We start from the raw sequence: 22,119 nt of genomic DNA, 5'->3' as shown, positions 1-22,119 counted from the left end.
CAGGGAAGTGAGAGAAAAAAGGTCGAAATATCCCTTAAAAAACAATGCCGGTCACCTTAAGTGACCGGCATTACGCCGCAGCGTTCCTTTCAGCAGAGAGCGGGGCGCTGATTAATCCGCGCGCCCCATATAACGACGTTCTGCGATATGAATACGGATTTTGTCGCCAGAACTCAGGTATTCAGGAACCTGAATGTTCAGACCGGTGCTCATGACCGCAGGTTTGGTGCGGGAACTGGCGGAAGCGCCTTTGATGCCCGGTGCCGTTTCCACGATTTCCAGATCCACCGTCTGCGGCATTTCAAGCGCCAGCAGCTGGCTGTCCAGCGTCAGAACCTGCATGCCCTGCAAACCTTCTTCAGGGATGAACAGCAGTTCGTCTTCAATCTGCGCCTTATTAAAGGTGTAGGGCGTGAAGTCTTCGTCATCCATAAAGATGTATTCGTCACCATCAACGTAAGAGAAGTTCACTTTACGACGGGTCAGGGTAACGGTATCCAGGATATCGTCGCCTTTGAAGCGCTCTTCCACTTTGCCACCAGTACGAACGTCAGCGAAACGCATTTTGTACAAGGTGCTGGCACCACGGGCGCTCGGGCTCTGAACATCAATATCTTTTACCAGCAGCAATTTGCCGTCGTAGTTCACAACGAAGCCGCGTTTAATTTCGTTAGCACGTGCCATATAAATAACCTGTCAGGAGAGAGATAAATAATTTGCGACACGTTACCCGCGCCGCTGATTTCAGGCAAGCAGATAGCGTAAAAAGAGTCGCGAAAATCCGCTTTATGACGCATATTTTGCGCTTCGCCTGCCGGTATGAAAAATGTTCGGGTTATCGTGTTAAAGAGTCGTAAATATTTCGCTGGTGGCGCATTACGCTGCCTGCTATTGTCGCGGCTCAAAATGAGGCCTGAGGAGGCTGTTGATGGACTGTCGTACTGATTGCGGAGCCTGTTGCATAGCGCCTTCAATTTCCAGCCCGATCCCGGGAATGCCAGACGGAAAGCCTGCCAATACGCGCTGTGTTCAGCTGGCTGATAACTTTCTGTGTAAGATTTTCACCTCACCACTGCGTCCGAAAGTTTGCGCCAGCCTGCAGGCCAGCCGCGAAATGTGCTTTACACATCGCGACCAGGCGCTGACTTATCTGATTCAGCTTGAGGCAGATACCGCGCCTTAAATCACCGCCGCAGGCACGTCTTCCGCCGGTTTATCGACGTTTTTCACATTCCAGATACATAACACCGAACCAATCACCATCGCCAGTGCGGCATAAAATACCGCATGGTATGTCCAGAACTGGGCGATCACCCCGGCCAGCGAACCGGCCAGGATCCAGCCCGCCCGCGTTGAATTGGTAAATAACGTGGTGGCCGCGCCCGCCTGACCTGGCATCAGATCCTGGAAATACAGCATGCCGATCCCGGCCAGAATGCCGATGAAAATTGCGTTCAGCAACTGTAAAGCAATCAGCATTGCCGCACCGGTAGTAAACAGAATGCCGCCGTAGAAAATCACCCCCGCCAGCACAGCGAAACGCATCAGGAAGCGTTTCCCCAACTGTTTAGCCAGATATCCGGCGATCAGCATGGTCGGAATTTCCAGACAGGCTGCACTGCCCATCAGTACCCCTGCCAGTTTTTCCGGCAGACCCAGTTCACGCACCACATACAGCGGCATATTGATCAGATAAATGCTGTTTGCTGCCCACATCAGTGAACAGGCGATGAACAGCATCAGCGTATCACGGCGGTTACGGCGTGGTGCTTCCAGCGTGGCGGTGGTCTTGATGTGCGCCTTGGGCATCGAAGGCAGGAACATCCACACCATCACGCCGCACAGCAAGAAAGCCAGCGTGGCAGCGCAGTACATAAAGGTAAAACCAAAGCCCATCGACAGGGCAAAGGCCAGCGGCGGTCCGACGACCCATGCCAGCGAAACCTGTGCGCGCAAAATGGAGCTGAACATTACGGCTTCGCGACCAGTTTTTTCGGAATGCTCCCGTGCTAACGCGAACATCTGCGGGTTCGCTGTGGAACCAAAGCTCGACAGCAAAACGCCGATGAACAGCAGGATAAAGTAATTACGGTTAAAGGCGAAAAGCACACAAGCCAGCGCACCCAGAATGCAGCAATACAAAATCAGCGTTTTGCGGTCACCGCGTTGATCAGACCAGGTCGCCAGCAACTGGCTGACGAAGATGCCAATCACGGCACTGCCGGTAAAGAAGATACCCACCATAAACGGGCTGACGTGAACCTGAGAAGTGAGGAACAGGCTGAGCGTCGGGGTCTGTAACGCGCCTGCAATGCCGGTAAGGAAGGCGATGATCAGAAAAGCAGTTGACGTCATGTCGGGTAAACGGCGGGCTGACGTTGTAGAAATTCGCATTAGCTAAGTGAACCAGAAGTAGAGGAGGGGACGAAATTTGCGCGAATGTTACGACAGTTTAAAAAAAACAAAAACAGGTTTTGATCATCAAAAATGTAAACCACAGTGAATTTGCCATACTGAATAATAAAACCGCACTTTGTGTCAAAAATGACCGGGTGAGGCGTCGCGTCTTCACCGCAATATTGTCCGCAGAGAAGGGGGCAGCTTGCGTCAGCATTTTTCGTCAGCCTGACTTCAGCATTTGCGTTAAGTTATCCGTTTCGGAAAGCTCTCAGAAAGGAAACTGTGCGTAACATCAAAAAATCGTTACGCAAAATCAGGGAAAGCTTGATTTAAATACAGGCCGGATTGAGACTTCTTGAAACGTTTCAGCGTTGTCGGTTTTTCTTCTGAAATCTGATGGCGCTCCTTTTTTCTCAGTAAAGCTGAAACGATTCAATTTCAGCAGGAGAGGAGAATTATGTTCCAACTGTCACAGCAAGATATTCATCTCGGTGCGGCTGCCAGCGATAAGCAGGACGCTATTCGCCAGGTTGCAGCAGCACTGACTCAGGCCGGTCGCGTCAGCGCAGGTTATGTAGACGGCATGCTGGCGCGTGAGTTGCAAACCTCTACTTACCTTGGCAACGGCATCGCAATCCCGCATGGCACCACAGATACCCGTGATCTGGTGCTTGATACCGGTGTGCAGGTTTTCCAGTTTCCGCAAGGGATTACCTGGGGCGAAGGCCAGACGGCATATGTCGTGATCGGCATCGCAGCTCGTTCTGATGAACACCTCGGTTTGCTGCGTCAGCTGACGCACGTCTTAAGTGACGACAGCGTGGCTGATCGCCTGGCAAAAACAGATTCCGCTGAAGAATTACGCAGCCTGCTGATGGGCGAAAAAAATGCGGCTGAATTCCTGTTTGATAGCCAGTTGATCGCAGTCGATGTGGCCGCAGAAAACCTGATCACGTTACAGGCGCTGAACGCTGGCCGCCTGAAAGAGATTGGCGCTGTCGATACCGCTTTTGTCAGCGATGTGATCAGCCGTAAACCGCTGAACCTCGGGCAGGGCATCTGGCTGAGCGACAGCACCGAAGGCAACCTGAAAAGTGCTGCAACGGTAAGCCGTGCACAGCAGGCATTTGATCTGGATGGCGAAAAAGTCTCCATGCTGCTGACGATTTCTGTTGCTGACGATCAGCCGCTCGATGTGCTGAACTACCTCAGTGATTTGCTGATTGCCAACAAAGCTGAACGCTTGCTGACGGCAGATTCCGTCGGTGTGCTGGCATTGCTGACCAGCGAAGTCGAAGAACAAGCCAACGTGCTGACCGCTGAATACGTTATCCGTAACGAACACGGCTTGCACGCCCGTCCGGGTACCGCACTGGTGAACGTTATTAAGCAGTTCAGCAGCGAAATCACGGTAACGAATCTTGATGGCAGTGGTAAACCTGCCAACGGCCGCAGCCTGATGAAAGTCGTGGCGCTGGGCGTGAAAAAAGGTCACCACCTGCGTTTTACCGCGAGTGGTGAGGATGCAGAGCTGGCATTAAAAACCATCGGTGAAGCGATTGCTGAAGGTCTTGGGGAGGGCGCATGAGCCGTCGGGTCGCCACAATTACCTTAAACCCGGCCTATGATCTGGTCGGATACTGCCCCGAAATCGAACGGGGTGAAGTCAACCTGGTACAAACCACCGGCCTGCACGCGGCAGGTAAAGGGATTAACGTTGCCAAAGTGCTGAAAGATCTCGGCATCGATGTCACCGTTGGCGGTTTCCTCGGTAAAGAAAATCAGGATGGCTTCCAGCTGTTATTCAGCGATCTGGGTATTGCGAACCGCTTCCAGGTGGTTAATGGCCGCACCCGTATCAATGTCAAACTGACTGAAAAAGATGGTGAAGTCAGCGATTTCAATTTCTCCGGCTTCAACGTCACGCCTGCTGACTGGGAACGTTTCGTAACGGATTCCCTGTCATGGCTGGGCCAGTTCGACATGGTTGCCGTCAGCGGCAGTCTGCCAGCGGGTGTTGATCCTGACGCTTTCACCGACTGGATGAAACGTCTGCGCGCACAGTGCCCGTGCATCATCTTCGACAGCAGCCGTGAAGCGCTGGTTGCCGGTCTGAAAGCCGCGCCCTGGCTGGTGAAACCTAACCGCCGTGAACTGGAAATCTGGGCTGGTCGTAAATTGCCGGAACTGAGCGACGTGGTAGAAGCCGCGCATGCCCTGCGTGATCAGGGGATCGCCCATGTGGTGATTTCTCTGGGTGCTGAAGGTGCATTGTGGGTTAACGCCTCCGGTGCGTGGATCGCTAAACCGCCAGCCTGTGAAGTCGTCAGCACCGTGGGTGCTGGTGATTCCATGGTCGGTGGTCTGATCTACGGTTTGCTGATGCGTGAATCCAGTGAACATACGCTACGACTGGCCACTGCTGTTGCTGCCCTGGCTGTCAGCCAGAGTAATGTCGGTGTCACCGATCGTCCGCAACTCGCGGCGATGATGGCCCGTGTTGATCTGAAACCCTTTTAATCCGCAGGAGTCAGAATGAAAATGCTGCTGATGATAGACAGTTCGCTGGGACAGGCTCGCAGCCAACTGGCAAAAAATTTGCTCGCTGCTGCTGCGGCGAAAGCAGGCCACTCGTTGACCGAACAGGCCGCTGACGCTGATGTAGTGATTGTGGCCTGTGAAACCGTGCCAAACGAACCTGCGCTGGCTGGCAAAAATATTTATACCGGTAATGTGGCTGATGCAGTCCGTGATCCGGAGGCTTTCCTGCAACGCGCTGTGGCTGAAGCTAAACCTTATGTCGCACCTGTTGCGGCAGCCGTTGCCGCTCCGGCAGCCAGCGGCCCGAAACGTATCGTCGCCATCACTGCCTGCCCGACCGGTGTTGCACACACCTTTATGGCTGCAGAAGCGATTGAAACTGAAGCCAAAAAACGTGGCTGGTGGGTAAAAGTTGAAACCCGCGGTTCTGTAGGTGCAGGCAATGCTATTACACCGGAAGAAGTTGCCGCGGCCGATCTGGTGATTGTCGCGGCTGACATCGAAGTGGATCTGGCGAAGTTTGCCGGTAAGCCGATGTACCGCACGTCTACCGGTCTGGCACTGAAAAAGACCAAACAGGAACTGGACAAGGCGCTGGTTGAAGCTGAAGTGTTTGAGCCAAAATCTCAGGGCGCAGCGACGGGCACCAGGAAGAAAGAAGCGGGCGGCGCAGGCCCATACCGTCACCTGCTGACCGGCGTGTCTTACATGCTGCCAATGGTGGTTGCGGGTGGTCTGTGTATCGCACTGTCATTTGTCTTCGGTATCAAAGCCTTTGAAGTGAAAGGCACGCTGGCGGCGGCATTGATGCAAATCGGTGGCGCTTCTGCCTTCGCGCTGATGGTGCCGGTTCTGGCCGGTTTCATTGCCTTCTCTATCGCTGACCGTCCGGGCCTGACGCCGGGTCTTATCGGCGGCATGCTGGCTGTCAGCACCGGTGCTGGCTTCCTCGGTGGTATCATCGCAGGTTTCCTGGCGGGTTATGTGGCGAAAGCCATCAGCGGCAAGCTGAAATTACCGCAAAGTATGGAAGCGCTGAAACCTATCCTGATTATTCCGCTGGTGGCGAGTCTGATTACCGGTCTGGTGATGATTTACGTGGTCGGTACGCCGGTTGCTAAAATCATGGCGGGTCTGACTGCCTGGCTGCAATCTTTGGGTACAGCCAATGCGGTACTGCTCGGCGCAATTCTCGGTGCGATGATGTGTACCGACATGGGTGGCCCGGTGAACAAAGCTGCTTACGCGTTCGGTGTGGCACTGCTGAGTTCTTCCGTCTACGCACCAATGGCCGCCATCATGGCTGCCGGTATGGTGCCACCTCTGGCGATGGGGCTGGCGACATTGCTGGCGCGTCATAAGTTCGAGCAAAGCGAACGTGAAGGCGGTAAAGCGGCGCTGGTATTGGGCTTGTGCTTTATCTCTGAAGGTGCGATTCCGTTTGCGGCCCGTGACCCGATGCGTGTTCTGCCATGCTGTATCGCAGGTGGTGCACTGACCGGTGCGCTGTCGATGGCATTCCACGCACAACTGATGGCACCACACGGCGGTCTGTTCGTACTGCTGATCCCAGGTGCAATCACGCCGGTTCTCGGTTATCTGGTGGCGATTATCGCCGGTACGGTTCTGGCGGGTGGCGCATACGCGATTCTGAAACGTTCAGATGCTGCGGTAGCCGCGAAAGCTGCTGCATAACAGTAAATCGTTAAAAAACAAAAAGGCGCGACATGTGAATGTCGCGCCTTTTTTATTGCGCCTTCCCTTCGCAGGGGAGGGAGCCGACCGGAATTTACGGTAAAAACTACGCCGCGGCTTCGTCATTCTCGGCAGTCTGCTGCGCTTTCAGCCAGGCGATTTCATCTTTCCAGATATCCGGATTGACAGTTTCGAGGATCATCGGGATGCCGTCGAACCGCGCGTCTTTCATGATCCAGCTGAATACGGTATTGCCGATATTGCCTTCACCAAGGCTGTGGTGGCGGTCAACGCGGCTGTTGAACTCGCTTTTCGCGTCGTTGAGGTGCATCCCTCGCAGATATTGAAAACCAACCACCTCTTCAAAGTGCTTAAAGGTTTTCTCGCATTCTTCTGCCGTGCGCAGGTCGTAACCTGCCGCAAAGGCATGGCAGGTATCGATACAGACGCCAACGCGGCTTTTGTCTTCCACGCCTTCAATAATTTTGGCCAGATGCTCGAAGCGGAAGCCAAGATTGCTGCCCTGACCGGCGGTGTTTTCGATAACCGCAGTCACGCCTTTGGTTTTATCCAGCGCAATGTTCAGGGATTCAGAAATCAGCGCCAGGCATTTATCTTCTTCGATTTGCATCAGGTGGCTGCCCGGATGGAAATTCAGCAGCGACAGGCCCAGCTGTTCACAACGTTGCAGCTCATCGAGAAACGCCTCGCGGGATTTCTCCAGCGCCTCAGTCACCGGGTGCCCGAGGTTAATCAGGTAGCTGTCGTGCGGCAAAATCTGATTGCTTTGGTAACCGTATTTTTCACAGGCCACTTTGAATTTTTCGATGACGTCTTCCGGCAACGGTGCGGCTTTCCACTGACGCTGATTCTTGGTGAAAAGCGCAAAAGCCGTGGCTTCCAGCTCGTGTGCCCTCAGAACCGCCTGATCGACACCCCCGGCCGCACTCACGTGTGCTCCCACAAACTTCATTTTTGCTCCTCAGTTATTCATCGCGTTTATGGACAAATGATAGCGCCTCCGGGCAGGAGGCGCAGCACTGAAGTGTTAAAAGCAGCAATATCAGCCAAAAAGATGCTGAACCACTTGGTTGATACCGGCACCGCCGACAATCAGCCAGATAAACAGCAACGCCGCCAGCAGCATCGGTTTAAGCCCCGCCTGACGCAGTGCGCTCATGTGGGTGGTCAGCCCGAGCGCCGCCATCGCCATCGCCAGCAGCACGGTATCGAGCGTAATCAGCGCCGGGATCCAGTTGTGTGGCAAAATATTCAGCGAGTTGAATGCTGCCACCAGAATAAACAGCAGGGCAAACCATGGGATAGTTATATTGCGCATGCCCGCATTCTGGCCACCTTGTTGTACCTCTTTACGTGACTTCCAGCCAGAGAGCAGCAGCAGGAATGGTGCCAGCATCATGACGCGGATCATCTTGGCGATCACTGCCGCGTTTTCCGCATCCGGGCTGACACCCTGACCGGCCGCCACGACCTGCGCCACTTCGTGCACCGTCGAACCGGTGTAAATGCCGAACTGAGCAGCGGTAAAACTCAGCCAGTGATACTGCGCATTCAGATGCCATAACCACGGATACAGAAAGATGGCGGCTGTCCCGAAGATAACGACAGTGGCGACTGCAACCGTTACTTTCTCTGCTTTGGCATTCAGCACCGGTTCCGTCGCCATCACCGCCGCTGCGCCACAGATGCTGCTGCCTGCGCCAATCAGCATCGCGGTATCGCGATCCAGTTTAAACACCCGCTGTCCAAGCCAGCAGGCGAGGGCGAAAGTGGAGCACAACATCAGCGCGTCGATCACAATACCGGTCGCGCCGACATCGGCGATTTGTGCGAAGGTCAGCCGCAAGCCGTAAAGGATAATCCCCAGACGCAACAGACGTTGTTTCGCCAGCGTCACGCCGTCTTCGCACCAGGGTTTTGCAGCCGGATATACCGTATTGCCGACCACCATGCCGATGACAATCGCCAGCGTCAGCGCGCTCAGGCCGAGATGACTCAGTGCAGGAATATCGCTCAGCCAGAGCGCGAGTGCAGTGATCACACCGGTCAGCGCCAGCCCGGGTAACACGCGGCCAAAGCCCGACAAATGGGGTAAAGGGTGTTTATCCGCCGTCTTTTTATTTTCATTTTTAAGCGCAAGTGTACTCATTGTCCGTTCCTCGTTCAGGAGTGATGAAACAAGGCTACGCCGCGCTTATATAAAAATGAAATAGATTATTACTTTATAACCTAGCTGTAAAACTGGTATAAAACCTTCATTCAAAAGAGGCCTGCAAGGCAAGGGTCTATACTTAAAGCACAGCGTGCTGTCAGGCGCGTGAGAATAGCGGGACATTTATGCACATAACATTGCGACAACTTGAAGTTTTCGCCGAGGTGCTGAAAAGCGGTTCGACCACGCAGGCGTCGGTTGTGCTTTCATTATCACAATCGGCGGTCAGTGCGGCGCTGGCCGATATCGAAGGGCAGCTTGGCGTGCAGTTATTTGACCGTGTCGGGAAGCGGCTGGTAATTAATGAGCATGGGCGTTTACTGTATCCGAAAGCGCTGGCGTTGCTCGAACAGGCGGGCGAAATCGAGCGACTGTTCAATCACGATAACGGTTCGCTGCGCATCGGCGCGAGCAGCACCATCGGCAACTATATGCTGCCGGCGATGATCGCGGATTACCGCCTGGATTTCCCCAATACGCCGCTGGAGCTGAATGTCGGTAATACCAATGATGTTATTAACGCGGTGGCGGATTTTCGTGTCGATCTCGGTCTGATCGAAGGCCCGTGTCAGATGCCGGAACTGATCACCCAGCCCTGGCTGGATGATGAACTGGTGGTGTTTGTCGCGCCGGAAAATCCGCTGGCAGGGCGGGTCGTTTCGCTGGAATCGCTGGCGCGTGAACCCTGGATCCTGCGCGAGCGCGGTTCCGGTACCCGTGAGGTGTTAGATCATCTGCTGTTGCCTCAGTTGCCGGATTTTAACCTGGTGATGGAACTGGGGAATTCCGAGGCCATTAAGCACGCTGTAAGGCATGGCATCGGGATCAGTTGCCTCTCGCGGCGGGTGATTTCTGAGCAGCTGAGCAGCGGTTCGCTGGTGGAAATCCGGCTGCCCGTCGCGCCGCTGGTGCGTAAGCTTTACCTGATTCATCACCGGCAAAAACATATCTCCGGCGCATTATCACGTTTTCTAACCTATTGTCGCGAAGCCCAATAACGGTCTTTCACTAATGATCTGCGGCCAGTTATGAAGGTGTCTTATAACAGGTCGTTCCTGCTATTCAGAGCGGCAGGTTTTGCTACAATCCGCGCTTAAATTTGCACATGACGAGCGGATATAGGGAAAAAATGGCTCAACAACCTACAAAAAATACGCAGGTGGCTCCCACACTGCGTCGCGAGCTGAAGGCACGTCACTTAACGATGATCGCCATAGGCGGTTCAATTGGTACGGGGTTATTCGTTGCATCAGGTGCGACAGTTTCCCAGGCAGGCCCGGGTGGTGCACTGCTTTCCTACGCATTAATCGGCATCATGGTTTACTTCCTGATGACCAGCCTCGGTGAGCTGGCGGCGTTCATGCCGGTTTCCGGTTCATTCTCCACTTACGGCTCCCGTTATGTTGAAGAAGGCTTCGGTTTCGCACTGGGCTGGAACTACTGGTACAACTGGGCAGTCACCATCGCGGTTGACCTGGTGGCCTCACAACTGGTGATGAATTACTGGTTCCCGGACACACCGGGCTGGATCTGGAGCGCCTTGTTCCTTGGTCTGATTTTCCTGCTCAACTACATTTCCGTGCGCGGTTTTGGCGAGGCGGAATACTGGTTCTCGCTGATCAAAGTGGTTACCGTCATCATCTTTATCGCCGTTGGCGTCCTGATGATCACCGGCATTATGCGCGGTGCTGAAACGGCGGGCTGGCATAACTGGGCCATCGGGGATGCGCCGTTTGCAGGCGGATTTGCCTCGATGATAGGCGTGGCGATGATTGTCGGTTTCTCCTTCCAGGGCACTGAACTGATCGGGGTGGCGGCGGGCGAATCTGAGAATCCGGGCAAGAATATTCCGCGCGCGGTGCGTCAGGTTTTCTGGCGTATTCTGCTGTTCTATATTCTGGCGATTCTGGTGATCAGCCTGATCATTCCTTATACCGATCCGAACCTGCTGCGTAATGAAGTCGGCGATATCTCGGTAAGTCCGTTCACGCTGGTATTCCGTAATGCGGGTCTGTTATCAGCGGCGGCGGTAATGAATGCTGTGATCCTGACGGCGGTACTGTCAGCCGGTAACTCCGGAATGTACGCCTCAACCCGCATGCTGTTTACCCTGGCGAGCGAAGGCAAAGCGCCGCGCATATTCGCTAAGCTGTCGAAAGGGGGTGTGCCGCGTAACGCGCTGTATGCCACCACTATCGTGGCGGCGTTGTGTTTCCTGAGCTCAATGTTTGGTAATCAGACCGTTTACCTGTGGCTGCTGAACACGTCGGGCATGACCGGTTTCATCGCCTGGCTGGGGATTGCGGTCAGCCATTACCGCTTCCGTCGCGGTTATGTCTTACAGGGCCGTGATCTGAAGAGACTGCCTTATCTGTCAGGTTTCTTCCCGTTCGGTCCGGTTTTCGCCTTTGTGTTGTGTCTGATCATTACGCTGGGCCAGAACTATCAGGCATTCCTGAAAGACACCATTGACTGGGGTGGCGTAGCGGCGACTTACATTGGCTTGCCACTGTTCCTGATCATCTGGTTCGGCTACAAGCTGAGCAAAGGCACTAAAGTGGTGAAATACAGCGAAATGGAATTCCCGGATCACGTCGATAAGTAACAGACCCCGATTTCCATGGCATTGAAAAGCGGAGCTCAGGCTCCGCTTTTTCATGCCTGCGATTCACGCCAGGAGACCCATTACGTCATGCTTTGTTACGCCCTTGTTTACTTTGAATGTCTGATAGGTTTTGCAAAACACATTGATAATTATTATCATTTATTTCCTTCCTACGGGAACCCCAGAACATGTTCTCCCGCCGTAAGTTTTAACTTAATGAGATTGAAGCGAAAATGAGTGCAACTACCGAACCCACCCTGAGGGTGAACGTCAACGCCGAAGACAGCGTTATGGGGCGATACCAGAATATCGTGCGCCGCCGTCTGTTAGTTATGCTGATCCTGGTACTGGCGATTGTCGTTTCACTGGTGATTGATTTCATTATGGGGCCTTCGGGGTTATCGCTCGGCACATTGTGGAAAACGCTGTTTGACGCCGCAGCGGCGGATCCGGGCACGCGGGTGATTGTCTGGGATATTCGTCTGCCTTACGCGCTGATGGCGGTGGCGGTTGGTATGTCACTGGGCCTTGCCGGTGCTGAAATGCAGACCATCCTCAATAACCCGCTGGCCAGTCCGTTTACGCTGGGCGTGTCTTCTGCTGCGGCGTTTGGTGCGGCGCTGGCGATTGTGCTTGGCATTGGGATTCCCGGCGTGCCGGATCAATGGTTTATCTCCGCCAACGCCTTCATTTTTGCCTTATTTGCCGCACTGATGCTCGACGGTATCACCCGCTGGACGCGCGTTGCCAGCTCCGGTGTGGTGCTGTTTGGTATCGCGCTGGTCTTTACCTTCAACGCACTGGTTTCGCTGATGCAGTTTATCGCCACCGAAGACACCTTACAGGGGCTGGTTTTCTGGACGATGGGCAGCCTGGCGAGGGCGTCGTGGGTGAAACTCGGCGTGATGGTGTTGGCATTCCTGATTTTATTGCCGTGGTCGATGATGAGCGCGTGGAAACTCACCGCGCTGCGTCTGGGTGAAGATCGTGCCGTCAGTTTTGGTATCGACGTGCGTCGCCTGCGTCTCGGTACGTTACTGCGCATCAGTATTCTTTCCGCACTGGCGGTGGCTTTCGTCGGGCCGATCGGTTTTATCGGGCTGGTGGCACCGCATATCGCCCGCCTGATGTTTGGTGAAGATCACCGTTTCTATCTGCCCGCCAGTGCGCTGATTGGCGCGCTGGTGTTGTCGATGGCGTCGGTAGCCTCTAAAAATCTGGTGCCGGGCGTCATTATTCCTGTCGGTATCGTGACGTCTCTGGTTGGCGTGCCGTTCTTCCTGAGTATTATTCTGCGCCACCGGGGGAACATCTGATGTCTGCGATGTTAGAAACGCGTCCTGAAGATTTACTGAATGCTGCTACGCAGGGCCTGCAAATCCGCGATTTCAACGCCGGATATCCGAAGCGCCGCGTGATCCGCAATCTGAATGTACCGATGTTGCCACGCGGGAAAATTACCGTTCTGCTCGGGCCAAATGGCAGCGGTAAGTCGACGCTGCTGCGTTCTCTCGCCGGGCTTAACCGTGCGGAAGGGCAACTGATGCTCGACGGACACGATTTAATGCCGATGCCGTTTGCACGACGTGCAGAGCAGGTGGTGTATCTGCCGCAAACTCTGCCTGCGGGCGTACATCTGCATGTGCTGGAATCCATTATCGTGGCGCAGCGCGCGTCCGGCGGCGGTAAAGGCAAGAATGCGGAAGGTACCGATACAGTGATGGCGCTTTTGCGTCAGTTGGGTATCGAACATCTGGCGCTGAGTTATCTCGATCAGCTTTCCGGTGGTCAGAAGCAACTGGTTGGCCTGGCGCAATCGCTGATCCGCCAGCCGTCATTACTCCTGCTGGACGAACCGCTCAGCGCCCTCGATCTCAACTACCAGTTCCATGTCATGGATCTGGTGCGCAAGGAAACGCAGAAACGCAATATCGTGACAGTGGTTGTGGTGCATGACATCAATATCGCCCTGCGTCATGGCGACCGCGTGCTGATGCTTAAAGACGGTAATCTGATTGCCGATGGCGAGCCGGAAGACGTGATCACTGCCGACAGTCTGGCGCGGGTCTACGGTGTACGCGGCAGAATTGAGCGCTGCTCGCAGGGGACACCGCAGATATTGATCGATGGGTTAGTGGGGAATCCGGAGATTTAACGCGATGTCCTGACAAAAGGCAGACATTACTCAGGTTTTCACCGTTCCGCTCCCTCCCCTGCGAAGGGGAGGGCTGGGGTGGGGTATTAAAGCAAAAACGTTGGGTGAAGTTTCCGCTCAGGCAATTGATTTACAGTCTAAAACCCCCTCCCAACCTCCCCCTTCGCAGGGGGAGGAGCAAACCGCAACGGGATTATTTCCCGCTCCACGCCTTCAAATTCTGCTCCCGCGCTGACAGTTTCTGCTCAGGCGTCAGCTTGTTGTAATCCTTCGCCAGACCACTTTCCCAGTCACCGTACAGCGGATTTGGCAGCACGATATATTGTGTACCGAAGTGCTGATGGTTCTGATTCACAAACGCCCGACGCTGCTCGTTGCCCTGATGGTAGGTGGCAGAACCAAAGTCATTCAGGTTGTCGCCGATGTAAATCACCACGTGATAACCCGCGGCTTTGATGGAATCAAAACGTGCCTGCTTGTTGGAGGTATCAGAACTCAGCAGCATGGTTTTTTCATTGGCGCCGGTAAAGCCCAGACGGTTCATATTATCCAGTGTCGCGGCGTATTCGCTGGTTTTGCGATTGGACACGTAGAACATCGTGCCGCCGTGAGTGTTGACATAATTAGCGAATTCAACCGCACCGGGAACGGCTGTTGCCTGGCGGGCTGCTGTCCACTGAGACCAGGTCTTGCTGTCGAATGGCTTGTTCGCTTTGACCTGCCACGCACTGTATGCGCTGTTATCGAGCATGGTTTCATCGAGGTCAACGACAACGGCTTTCTTCTGACCAGCCAGAGGCTGCGCCTGATCGAAAGCCATTTTGGCCGTGTTAAATGCCTGATAAGCCAGCGCCTGATATTCACCGGATTGCTGGAACCAGTTCAGTGCCATGACGGACTGATCGTTCAGCTTCTGCTGGGCATCGGTTTTTTGCTGCGCACAGCCACTGAGGGCCAGCATGATTAAAGCACTGGTGGTGCAAAGCGAAATTTTATTCATTGGTTGTCCCTATGCTTGTTACGAAGGATTCGCATTCATGAAAATCGTTAAAACTTTAGCAGATTCAGCGGGGTGTGAAAGAATAAATGATGAGTTACGCGAGATGTGCCGGAAAATGACAGAAATGAAAAAGGCCGGAGGGTGAGTCCGGCCAAAAAAATCAAAGACAGAGAAATAACAATGAGGGGGTAAAACGCTTAAATTTAGAACTGATAAACCAGGCCAACGGCAGTGATATCGTCGTTGTTCAGAGCCAGTTTATTGTCGTCAGACAGTTGGTTGATTTTATAATCAACATACGCAGACATATTTTTGTTGAAATAATAGGTCGCGGCTACGTCAACGTATTTAACCAGGTCGGCATCACCGATATTCTCAATATCTTTTGCTTTAGTCTGGACATAACCCAGTGAAGGGCGCAGGCCATTCTCAAACTGATATTGTGCAACGGCTTCGAAGGTTTGTGTTTTATTCGCAAAACCGCTGCCAGCCGGTGCGCCTGCAATTCCGCCAGGGACGGTGATTGCCACCATATTACGGGTTTCAGCATACATTGCGGCTAAATAAACGCCATTTGCGTCATATTTCATGCCGCCAGTCCATGCGTCTGCTTTATCACCTTTGCCGTAAGTGGAATTACTCTGAGCAGTTGTGCGGTCAGAAGAAGCATAGGCACCACCCAGGCTCACGCCGCTGTCACCCAGTGCGTAAGTGGTGGAAAGTGCATAACCGTCGCCGTTAGCTGTGCTGCTGCCGCGACCGTCGTTTTCATTTTTGCCCTGGTACTGAACGGCAACGTTCAGACCGTCAACCAGGCCGAAGAAGCCACGGTTACGGTAGGTGGCTACGCCGTTGGTACGGCCAGTCATGAAGCGGTCAGCCTTGGTATAACCGTCGCCGCCGAATTCAGGGAACATATCGGTCCAGGCTTCAACGTCGTACAGCGCACCGTAGTTACGGCCATAGTCGACGGAACCGTATTGACCGAATTTCAGGCCAGCGAAGGCCAGACGGGTTTTGGTGCCGGTGGTGCTTGGCGTTTTGCTGTCAGATTCAGCATGGTTAGCCATGACGTTGTATTCCCACTGGCCGTAGCCGGTGATCAGGTCATTAATTTGTGTCTGGCCTTTAAAACCGAAACGAATATAACTCTGGTCGCCGTCATTGCTGGCAGCGTCAGAGAAGTAATGCAGACCTTTCACTTTACCGTACAGGTCCAGTTTATTGCCGTCTTTATTATAAACTTCCGCTGCGTGTGCGCCTGATGCAATCAATAAACCAGGAATTAAAAGTGCCAGAATATTACGTTTCATGAATTTTTACCCTGCATTTTCTATTAAAAGCTTTTTGGGAAAGCTTTATATGAAGTCTTATGGAAAGACGCTAATCACCATTTTTTGCTGTGCATTCCGTGTGGACTCGGATTTTTCTCAGCGAGAGTTTTTTACCGTATTTTTGTGATCAATTTATGACAGTCAGAAATGAACTTTTTCTTTTTTTACACATCCTCCGTTTTTTCTGCACAATTTTCGTTCACCCGTAAGGAGGAGGAATTGAGATTTCGGGCTGCGCCGGAAGCGGGTCTGTGTGACAATAGCTCCCACATTCCTGTCTCACTTCCAACAAAAAAGAGATGCATGGCGCTTTCCCCCGCAGTAAAAAATCAGATAAGCCAGTGGTACAAAGCCCTGCAACAGCAAATCCCGGACTTCATTTCCCGCGCTCCGCAACGTCAGATGATTGCAGAGGTGGCGAAAGCGTTCTCGGGGGATTCTGCACGGCATCTGGCCATTGAGGCGCCAACTGGCGTCGGGAAAACGCTGTCCTATCTGATCCCCGGCATTGCCGTCAGCCGCGAGGAAGAAAAACCGCTGATTGTCAGCACCGCCAACGTGGCGTTGCAGGATCAGATTTTTAGTAAAGATCTCCCGCTGCTGAAAAAAATTATTCCGGATCTGAAATTCACCGGCGCATTCGGGCGTGGCCGTTATGTCTGCCCGCGTAATCTGGCGGCGATGAGTAACGAGAATGCGCAGGGCGACCTCGGGTTGTTCCTCGGCGATGAACTGGCGCCTTCCAGCGGCGAAGAACAGAAACTCTGTAAAACGCTGGAAACCGCGTTGTCCCGCTACGAGTGGGACGGATTGCGCGATCATTACCAGAAAACCATCGACGATCCGCTGTGGATAAAAATCAGCACCGACAAAGCCAACTGCCTCAGCCGTAACTGCCACTATTTCCGCGAATGCCCGTATTTTGTGGCGCGCAAAGAGATCGAAAGTGCCGATGTGGTGGTGACTAACCACGCGCTGGTGATGGCTGCGCTGGAATCGGAATCGGTGCTGCCGCCGGCGAAAGATCTGCTGCTGGTGCTTGATGAAGGCCATCATTTGCCGGAAGTGGCGCGTGATGCGCTGGAAGTTGAGGCCGAAATCACAGCGGTGTGGAATAACCTGCAACTGGACAACTTTGTGCGCCAGATTGAGCAATGTCTGGCGCTGTTCACCCCGAAAAATCCGCCGCCGCTGACCCATGCTGAACGCCTGCATAACCACTGTGCCGAAATGCGCGAACTGCTGCTGCTGATCGAGCAAGCGGTCAGCCAGCATCTGCCGCCTGCAGAACCGGAAGCCGAATACCGTTTCGAGCTGGGCGTCTTACCCCCTGAACTGACCGAACAGTGCAGCCGCCTGTTTAAACTCACCGATGGCCTGCGCAGCCTGGCAGAATACATGGTGAATGACCTCAGCGAGAAAACCGGCAAGCACGATATTATGCGTTTACACCGCGCGATTCTGCATATGAGCCGCATGCAGGGGTATCTCGAAACCATGAGCAAACTGTGGCGGCTGGCGGCGCTGGACAAGGCCTCGAATGCCCCGATTGGCAAATGGGTGACGCGTTCGTATTTCGATAACCAGACACATCTGGTGTTTCATTGCGCGGGGATCCGCGTCAGCGAACAGCTGGAAAAAATGCTGTGGCGCAAAGTGCCGCATGTGGTGATCACTTCCGCGACATTGCGTTCGCTGAACAGTTTTTCCCGGCTTCAGGAAATGAGCGGGCTGACGGAAAAAGCCGGTGACCGGTTTGTCAGCCTGGATTCGCCGTTTAATCACGTCGAGCAGGGCAAGCTGGTCATTCCGCAAATGACCCTCGAACCGGTGATGGCCAATGAGGCCGCGCATATTCAGGAAATGGCAGATTTCTTCCGCGCTGAACTGGCGAAAGGGGGGCATACCGGTCAACTGGTATTGTTTGCCAGCAACCGTGCGTTACAGCAGTTTGTGGCGCTGTTACCGGATTTACGCCTGATGTTACTGGTGCAGGGCGATCAGCCGCGCTACCGGCTGGTCGAGGAGCACCGTAAACGCGTCGCTGCGGGCACCACCAGCGTACTGATTGGCCTGCAATCGTTCGCCGAAGGGCTGGACCTGAAAGGGGAACTGCTGACGCAGGTACATATCCATAAGATCGCTTTCCCCCCTATCGACAGTCCGGTTATTCTGACGGAAGGTGAATGGCTGAAAACGCTGAAACGCTATCCGTTTGAAGTGCAGAGTTTGCCCAGCGCGTCATTCAATCTGATCCAGCAGGTCGGGCGACTGATCCGCAGCCATGAATGTACGGGCGAAATCGTGATTTACGATAAGCGCCTGCTGACAAAAAGTTACGGTGCACGCCTGCTGGCGGCATTGCCGGTATTCCCGATTGAACAGCGCGAAATGCCAGCGCCCGGTTCAGTGAAGCGTCCCGATATTCTCAAGACCGCGAAGAAAGACCCGGTTCGTCGCCGTGCGCGCAGACGATAACTTCTTTCCACTGACACATGATTGCACAGACAAGGTAAGGCTACGATGGATTACACCAAACTCATCAAAGAAGTGGGACGGGGCAAAAATCACGCCCGCGATTTGAACCGTGAGCAGTCGCATGCGTTGTATCGCCACATGCTGGCGGGCGAGGTGCCGGATCTGCAACTCGGTGCGCTGCTGATTGCGTTTCGTATCAAAGGCGAAGCGGAAGAAGAAATGCTCGGTTTTTATCAGGCGATGGACGAGTGCGTGATGCGCCTTCAGCCACCGGCTGATCGTCCGCTGCCGGTCGTGATCCCAACCTATAACGGTGCACGTAAACAGGCGAATCTGACGCCGCTGCTGGCTATCCTGCTCAGCCGTCTCGGCTTGCCGGTGCTGGTGCATGGTGTGGATGAAGATCCTACCCGCATCACCAGTGCTGAGATTTTTCGTGCGCTCGGCATCCGCGCAGCACAAAGCCAGCAGGACGCACAACAGCTTTCAGATGCGGCTGACGCACCGGTATTTGTGCCAATCTCCGTACTTTGCCCGCCAGTCGAAAAACAGCTCGCGTTGCGCTGGCAGATGGGGGTGCGAAACAGCAGCCATACCCTGGCGAAACTTATCACGCCGTTTACCGGTCAGGATTCCCTGCGTTTATCGAGTGTTTCGCACCCTGAATACGTGCAGCGTGTTTCCTCGTTCTTCCGCCAGATTGATGGCCGTGCGCTCCTGACGCAAGGCACTGAAGGGGAAGTGTACGCGAACCCTTCACGCTTTCCGCAGACGCACTTTATCGCCGGTGGCGAACAGCGCGTACTGGCCGAAAAAGAAGAGATTTTCGGTGCGGACGTGCCGGCAAGCAAAGATGTCGCCACTACCGTTGCCTACATTCAGGAATGCCTGAAGGGCGAACGCGCTATTCCGCAGGCGATCATCACGCAACTGGCGTGTTGTCTGGTGGCCGCAGAGGTTTGTGCCGATATGGTTGAGGCCAGAATGATTGTGGATCAGATTTTTTAAAAGCTGGGAATGAGCTCAGTTAGCTCCTCCCCCTGCGAAGGGGGAGGCGGGGAGGGGGTATTAAGGTCAAAACTATAGTCAATGCATACTTCAAAATTTTTAGTTTTTCTTTAATACCCCACCCCAACCCTCCCCTTCGCAGGGGAGGGAGCTTAAAAAACCATATTTATCATCGAGAAATTCACTTCATATACCTGTCTCAGCTCCCCAAAAACTCCGTTACCCTGTTCAAAAGTGTGGTTAACCGCTAAAATAGAGAAACTACGAAATTTATTTCATGATTTCATTCGTTTTTTTATAAAATTTTATGGGGATTTAAATATGGAAACTTTACCAGCTTGCCCGACGTGTCAATCCGAATTCACCTGGCAGGACGGCGAAATGCTTAACTGCCCTGAATGCGGTCATGTCTGGTCGATGAACAGTGATGCTGCGGCAGATGATGATGTACTGAAAGTGGTGGATGCCAACGGCAATCTGCTGGCGGATGGCGATTCTGTCACCGTGATCAAAGACCTGAAAGTGAAAGGCAGTTCTTCGATGCTGAAAATCGGCACCAAAGTGAAAGGCATTCGTTTAGTCGAAGGCGATCACAACATCGATTGCAAAATTGATGGTTTCGGCCAGATGAAACTCAAATCTGAGTTTGTTAAGAAAAACTGATCTCCGCACCTTCCTGCCTGACGTTCAAAAGCGGTTTTGCCATATCGACATAACCGCTTTGCGAACATACACTCAATGCATAATCTCGTTAACTTTCAGCAGAGAAGAATGCATGAAACAGGCTCAGGACTACTTTAACGCCCTCAATCGCGATTACCTCAACGTTCATCAGGACAAAGAAAATTTGTTCTGGCAACACTATATGGGCACCGGTGATGACACTGTTTCTGCGGCTTTCTCCGCTGCTGAAACGGCGTACAAACGTTTTATCGCCCAGCCTTCGCGCCCGCAGGAATTGCGTGATGCGATTGCCCGCGTCGAAAAAGAATCCGCCAGCGAGGCGCGTGATGCCTTACTGCACGGTCTGCTTGGCTGGCTGAATTTCTTTGACTGTAACGTGATTGAAGACCCTAAAGCACAGGCGCTGCTGGATGAAATTATTCAGGCGGAATCGGCGCTGTTCGGCAAACGTAAGCAGTACCGCATGACGCACATCAACAGCAAAGGCGAGCGCGTTAATGCCTCCCTTGGCGAGCTGCTGACCAATCAGGCGAATAACGAAAATGAAGTCTACCGCCGGAGTTCGCAAAATGCATTGCGCGAACTGGAGGACTGGCTGCTGCATAACGGATTGCCTGAGCTGATCGGCTTGCGTAACCGTTTTGCGCGTCAGCTCGGTTACCGCAACTACTTCGATTATAAAGTGAATAAAACCGAGCGCATGTCGCCGGAACAGTTATTCGCCATCCTCGATCGTTTCGAAGAGCAAACCCGCGAAAGCAACACCCGCAGCCTCAATGAACTGGTCGCGCGTGAAGGCGACGCCGCACTATTGCCATGGAATATCCGCTTCGCCAGCGCCGGTGACGTCACCCGTCAGCTCGATCCTTACTTCCCGTTCGCTGATTCCCTGCGTCGCTGGATAGACAGCTTCAAGCGCCTGAATATCGGCTTTAACGGCGCAGAAATGCAGCTGGATTTGCTGGTACGCGAAGGCAAGTTTGAAAATGGTTTTATGCACGGGCCGGTGCCGCCGTTCTATGACAACGGCAAATGGGTGCCAGCAGTGATTAACTTCACCAGCCTGGCGAAACCTGATCAGATTGGCAGTGGCGCGAATGGCCTGAATACGCTGTTCCATGAAGGCGGCCATGCGGCGCACTTCGCCAATATCCGCCAGAATGCACCATGCTTCTCGCAGGAATTCCCGCCGACGTCCATGGCCTATGCGGAAACGCAATCCATGTTTTGCGACAGCCTGCTGGAAGATGCTGACTGGCTGAAACGTTATGCGAAAAATACCGCAGGTGAACCGGTGCCGGATGAACTGATCCGCGCCAGTATTGAAGCCCGTCAGCCGATGCGTTCCTTCAATGAACGTCACATTCTGCTGGTGCCGTATTTCGAGTGGCAGCTTTATCAGTGGCCGGATGAGAAACGCACGCCGGAAGCGATGACCGCGCTGGCGCGTGATGTCGAAACCCATATTCTGGGCGTCACCGGCAGTCCGCGTCCGACGCTCGCTATCCCGCATCTGCTTTCCATGGAATCCGCCTGTTCGTATCAGGGCTATCTGCTGGCGATGATGGCCGTGGAACAGACCCGCGCTTTCTTCCTGAAACGCGATGGTTATCTGACCGACAATCCGGCTATCGGTCCGGATCTGGCGAAGCATTACTGGACGCCGGGTAACAGCGTCAGTCACGACGATACCTTGCGCAGCCTGACCGGCGAGGGGTTCAATCCGGATTATCTGGCGCAGGCCTGTAATCAGACCGTGGATGCGGCGTGGCAGGAAGCGCAGCAGACCATTGAAAAGGCATCAAAACGTGAGCAACCTGAAGCGGATTTCGATCTGAATGTGCATATCCGCGTGGTGGATGGTGCGTTGATTCTGGCTGACAGTGCCGACGGTGATGACGCGATGTGTCAGGATTTTGCGGATTTCGTTGAACAGAACTACGGTAGAAAATAGTTACAGCAAAAAATAAAGATCATGAACATAAA

Annotated in this window: 18 protein-coding genes; 12 read left to right on the top strand and 6 right to left on the bottom strand. The window is 53.7% G+C overall.

The genetic code is table 11. The features are described from left to right. Positions 1 to 111 precede the first annotated feature (111 nt). Positions 112 to 684: an elongation factor P-like protein YeiP gene (yeiP, locus tag DXU84_RS06480; RefSeq protein WP_015696520.1), complete on the bottom strand. Its 573-nt coding sequence runs from the start codon at positions 682 to 684 to the stop codon at positions 112 to 114. A 244-nt stretch (positions 685 to 928) separates the two neighbouring features. Here yeiP and DXU84_RS06475 point away from each other — a divergent pair, with 244 nt between their 5' ends. Beyond that, positions 929 to 1,183, top strand: coding sequence for a YkgJ family cysteine cluster protein (locus DXU84_RS06475; protein WP_013574660.1), 255 nt, complete (start codon positions 929 to 931; stop codon positions 1,181 to 1,183). On the opposite strand, the gene DXU84_RS06470 is transcribed toward DXU84_RS06475, so the two are convergent. Then, positions 1,180 to 2,394 carry a sugar efflux transporter gene (locus DXU84_RS06470; RefSeq protein ID WP_112151183.1) on the bottom strand — a complete coding sequence of 405 codons (1,215 nt, stop codon included), beginning with the start codon at positions 2,392 to 2,394 and terminating at the stop codon, positions 1,180 to 1,182. The two genes, DXU84_RS06475 and DXU84_RS06470, sit on opposite strands and share 4 nt — an antisense overlap. A 463-nt stretch (positions 2,395 to 2,857) precedes the next feature. Between DXU84_RS06470 and fruB the strand changes: the two genes are divergently transcribed. From fruB to fruA, 3 genes are read left to right on the top strand one after another with little or no spacing between them, the layout of a single operon-like run. Further along, on the top strand, positions 2,858 to 3,988 hold the full coding sequence (gene fruB / locus DXU84_RS06465) for a fused PTS fructose transporter subunit IIA/HPr protein (protein WP_037036140.1): 1,131 nt from the start codon (positions 2,858 to 2,860) through the stop codon (positions 3,986 to 3,988). Next, positions 3,985 to 4,920 (top strand): 1-phosphofructokinase, encoded by a 936-nt coding sequence (gene fruK / locus DXU84_RS06460; protein WP_013574663.1) that lies wholly within the window; start codon positions 3,985 to 3,987, stop codon positions 4,918 to 4,920. Before fruB ends, fruK begins: the two co-directional genes overlap by 4 nt. A 15-nt stretch (positions 4,921 to 4,935) precedes the next feature. After that, positions 4,936 to 6,636, top strand: a complete 1,701-nt coding sequence (fruA, locus tag DXU84_RS06455) for a PTS fructose transporter subunit IIBC (protein ID WP_153375124.1) — start codon at positions 4,936 to 4,938, stop codon at positions 6,634 to 6,636. Positions 6,637 to 6,742: 106 nt separating this feature from the next. Here fruA and nfo read toward each other — a convergent pair whose 3' ends face one another. Beyond that, positions 6,743 to 7,609 carry a deoxyribonuclease IV gene (nfo, locus tag DXU84_RS06450; protein ID WP_013574665.1) on the bottom strand — a complete coding sequence of 289 codons (867 nt, stop codon included), beginning with the start codon at positions 7,607 to 7,609 and terminating at the stop codon, positions 6,743 to 6,745. Positions 7,610 to 7,699: 90 nt separating this feature from the next. Next, entirely contained in the window at positions 7,700 to 8,806 is a 1,107-nt protein-coding gene (locus DXU84_RS06445) for a YeiH family protein (protein ID WP_013574666.1), read from the bottom strand. 188 nt (positions 8,807 to 8,994) lie between these two features. Between DXU84_RS06445 and yieE the strand changes: the two genes are divergently transcribed. The 4 genes from yieE to DXU84_RS06425 all read left to right on the top strand — a co-directional run bounded on the left by yieE (position 8,995) and on the right by DXU84_RS06425 (position 13,629). Further along, positions 8,995 to 9,867 (top strand): DNA-binding transcriptional regulator YeiE, encoded by an 873-nt coding sequence (yieE, locus tag DXU84_RS06440; RefSeq protein WP_013574667.1) that lies wholly within the window; start codon positions 8,995 to 8,997, stop codon positions 9,865 to 9,867. Positions 9,868 to 9,998: 131 nt separating this feature from the next. Then, positions 9,999 to 11,474 carry an amino acid permease gene (locus tag DXU84_RS06435; RefSeq protein ID WP_013574668.1) on the top strand — a complete coding sequence of 492 codons (1,476 nt, stop codon included), beginning with the start codon at positions 9,999 to 10,001 and terminating at the stop codon, positions 11,472 to 11,474. A gap of 233 nt (positions 11,475 to 11,707) precedes the next feature. Beyond that, entirely contained in the window at positions 11,708 to 12,790 is a 1,083-nt protein-coding gene (locus DXU84_RS06430; protein ID WP_013574669.1) for an iron ABC transporter permease, read from the top strand. Then, positions 12,790 to 13,629, top strand: a complete 840-nt coding sequence (locus tag DXU84_RS06425) for an ABC transporter ATP-binding protein (protein WP_013574670.1) — start codon at positions 12,790 to 12,792, stop codon at positions 13,627 to 13,629. The genes DXU84_RS06430 and DXU84_RS06425 overlap by 1 nt, the downstream gene beginning before the upstream one ends. A 193-nt stretch (positions 13,630 to 13,822) precedes the next feature. Here DXU84_RS06425 and DXU84_RS06420 read toward each other — a convergent pair whose 3' ends face one another. Further along, entirely contained in the window at positions 13,823 to 14,629 is an 807-nt protein-coding gene (locus DXU84_RS06420) for a 5'-nucleotidase, lipoprotein e(P4) family (protein WP_013574671.1), read from the bottom strand. A 203-nt stretch (positions 14,630 to 14,832) separates the two neighbouring features. Further along, on the bottom strand, positions 14,833 to 15,942 hold the full coding sequence (gene ompC, locus DXU84_RS06415) for a porin OmpC (RefSeq protein ID WP_013574672.1): 1,110 nt from the start codon (positions 15,940 to 15,942) through the stop codon (positions 14,833 to 14,835). Positions 15,943 to 16,266: 324 nt separating this feature from the next. Between ompC and dinG the strand changes: the two genes are divergently transcribed. The 4 genes from dinG (at position 16,267) to DXU84_RS06395 (ending at position 22,087) form a co-directional block, all read left to right on the top strand. Next, positions 16,267 to 18,441: an ATP-dependent DNA helicase DinG gene (gene dinG, locus DXU84_RS06410; protein ID WP_013574673.1), complete on the top strand. Its 2,175-nt coding sequence runs from the start codon at positions 16,267 to 16,269 to the stop codon at positions 18,439 to 18,441. Positions 18,442 to 18,486: 45 nt separating this feature from the next. Further along, the gene (ybiB, locus tag DXU84_RS06405; RefSeq protein WP_153375122.1) at positions 18,487 to 19,449 is read left to right on the top strand and encodes a DNA-binding protein YbiB; all 963 of its coding nucleotides are present in this window, start codon (positions 18,487 to 18,489) and stop codon (positions 19,447 to 19,449) included. 321 nt (positions 19,450 to 19,770) lie between these two features. Further along, positions 19,771 to 20,112, top strand: coding sequence for a zinc ribbon domain-containing protein YjdM (locus tag DXU84_RS06400; RefSeq protein ID WP_013574675.1), 342 nt, complete (start codon positions 19,771 to 19,773; stop codon positions 20,110 to 20,112). A 112-nt stretch (positions 20,113 to 20,224) separates the two neighbouring features. Beyond that, positions 20,225 to 22,087: a M3 family metallopeptidase gene (locus DXU84_RS06395; RefSeq protein WP_153375120.1), complete on the top strand. Its 1,863-nt coding sequence runs from the start codon at positions 20,225 to 20,227 to the stop codon at positions 22,085 to 22,087. Positions 22,088 to 22,119 lie beyond the last annotated feature (32 nt).

Source organism: Rahnella sp. RcJ3, assembly GCF_009498575.1.
Lineage (GTDB): Bacteria > Pseudomonadota > Gammaproteobacteria > Enterobacterales > Enterobacteriaceae > Rahnella > Rahnella aceris.
This window is presented reverse-complemented; position numbering and strand designations above follow the sequence as displayed.

Bases quoted from the DNA above. Each gene is read 5' to 3' on its own strand.
- yeiP (WP_015696520.1), bottom strand. From the start codon at position 684: ATGGCACGTGCTAACGAAATTAAACGCGGCTTCGTTGTGAACTACGAC.
- DXU84_RS06475 (WP_013574660.1), top strand. From the start codon at position 929: ATGGACTGTCGTACTGATTGCGGAGCCTGTTGCATAGCGCCTTCAATT.
- DXU84_RS06470 (WP_112151183.1), bottom strand. From the start codon at position 2,394: ATGCGAATTTCTACAACGTCAGCCCGCCGTTTACCCGACATGACGTCA.
- fruB (WP_037036140.1), top strand. From the start codon at position 2,858: ATGTTCCAACTGTCACAGCAAGATATTCATCTCGGTGCGGCTGCCAGC.
- fruK (WP_013574663.1), top strand. From the start codon at position 3,985: ATGAGCCGTCGGGTCGCCACAATTACCTTAAACCCGGCCTATGATCTG.
- fruA (WP_153375124.1), top strand. From the start codon at position 4,936: ATGAAAATGCTGCTGATGATAGACAGTTCGCTGGGACAGGCTCGCAGC.
- nfo (WP_013574665.1), bottom strand. From the start codon at position 7,609: ATGAAGTTTGTGGGAGCACACGTGAGTGCGGCCGGGGGTGTCGATCAG.
- DXU84_RS06445 (WP_013574666.1), bottom strand. From the start codon at position 8,806: ATGAGTACACTTGCGCTTAAAAATGAAAATAAAAAGACGGCGGATAAA.
- yieE (WP_013574667.1), top strand. From the start codon at position 8,995: ATGCACATAACATTGCGACAACTTGAAGTTTTCGCCGAGGTGCTGAAA.
- DXU84_RS06435 (WP_013574668.1), top strand. From the start codon at position 9,999: ATGGCTCAACAACCTACAAAAAATACGCAGGTGGCTCCCACACTGCGT.
- DXU84_RS06430 (WP_013574669.1), top strand. From the start codon at position 11,708: ATGAGTGCAACTACCGAACCCACCCTGAGGGTGAACGTCAACGCCGAA.
- DXU84_RS06425 (WP_013574670.1), top strand. From the start codon at position 12,790: ATGTCTGCGATGTTAGAAACGCGTCCTGAAGATTTACTGAATGCTGCT.
- DXU84_RS06420 (WP_013574671.1), bottom strand. From the start codon at position 14,629: ATGAATAAAATTTCGCTTTGCACCACCAGTGCTTTAATCATGCTGGCC.
- ompC (WP_013574672.1), bottom strand. From the start codon at position 15,942: ATGAAACGTAATATTCTGGCACTTTTAATTCCTGGTTTATTGATTGCA.
- dinG (WP_013574673.1), top strand. From the start codon at position 16,267: ATGGCGCTTTCCCCCGCAGTAAAAAATCAGATAAGCCAGTGGTACAAA.
- ybiB (WP_153375122.1), top strand. From the start codon at position 18,487: ATGGATTACACCAAACTCATCAAAGAAGTGGGACGGGGCAAAAATCAC.
- DXU84_RS06400 (WP_013574675.1), top strand. From the start codon at position 19,771: ATGGAAACTTTACCAGCTTGCCCGACGTGTCAATCCGAATTCACCTGG.
- DXU84_RS06395 (WP_153375120.1), top strand. From the start codon at position 20,225: ATGAAACAGGCTCAGGACTACTTTAACGCCCTCAATCGCGATTACCTC.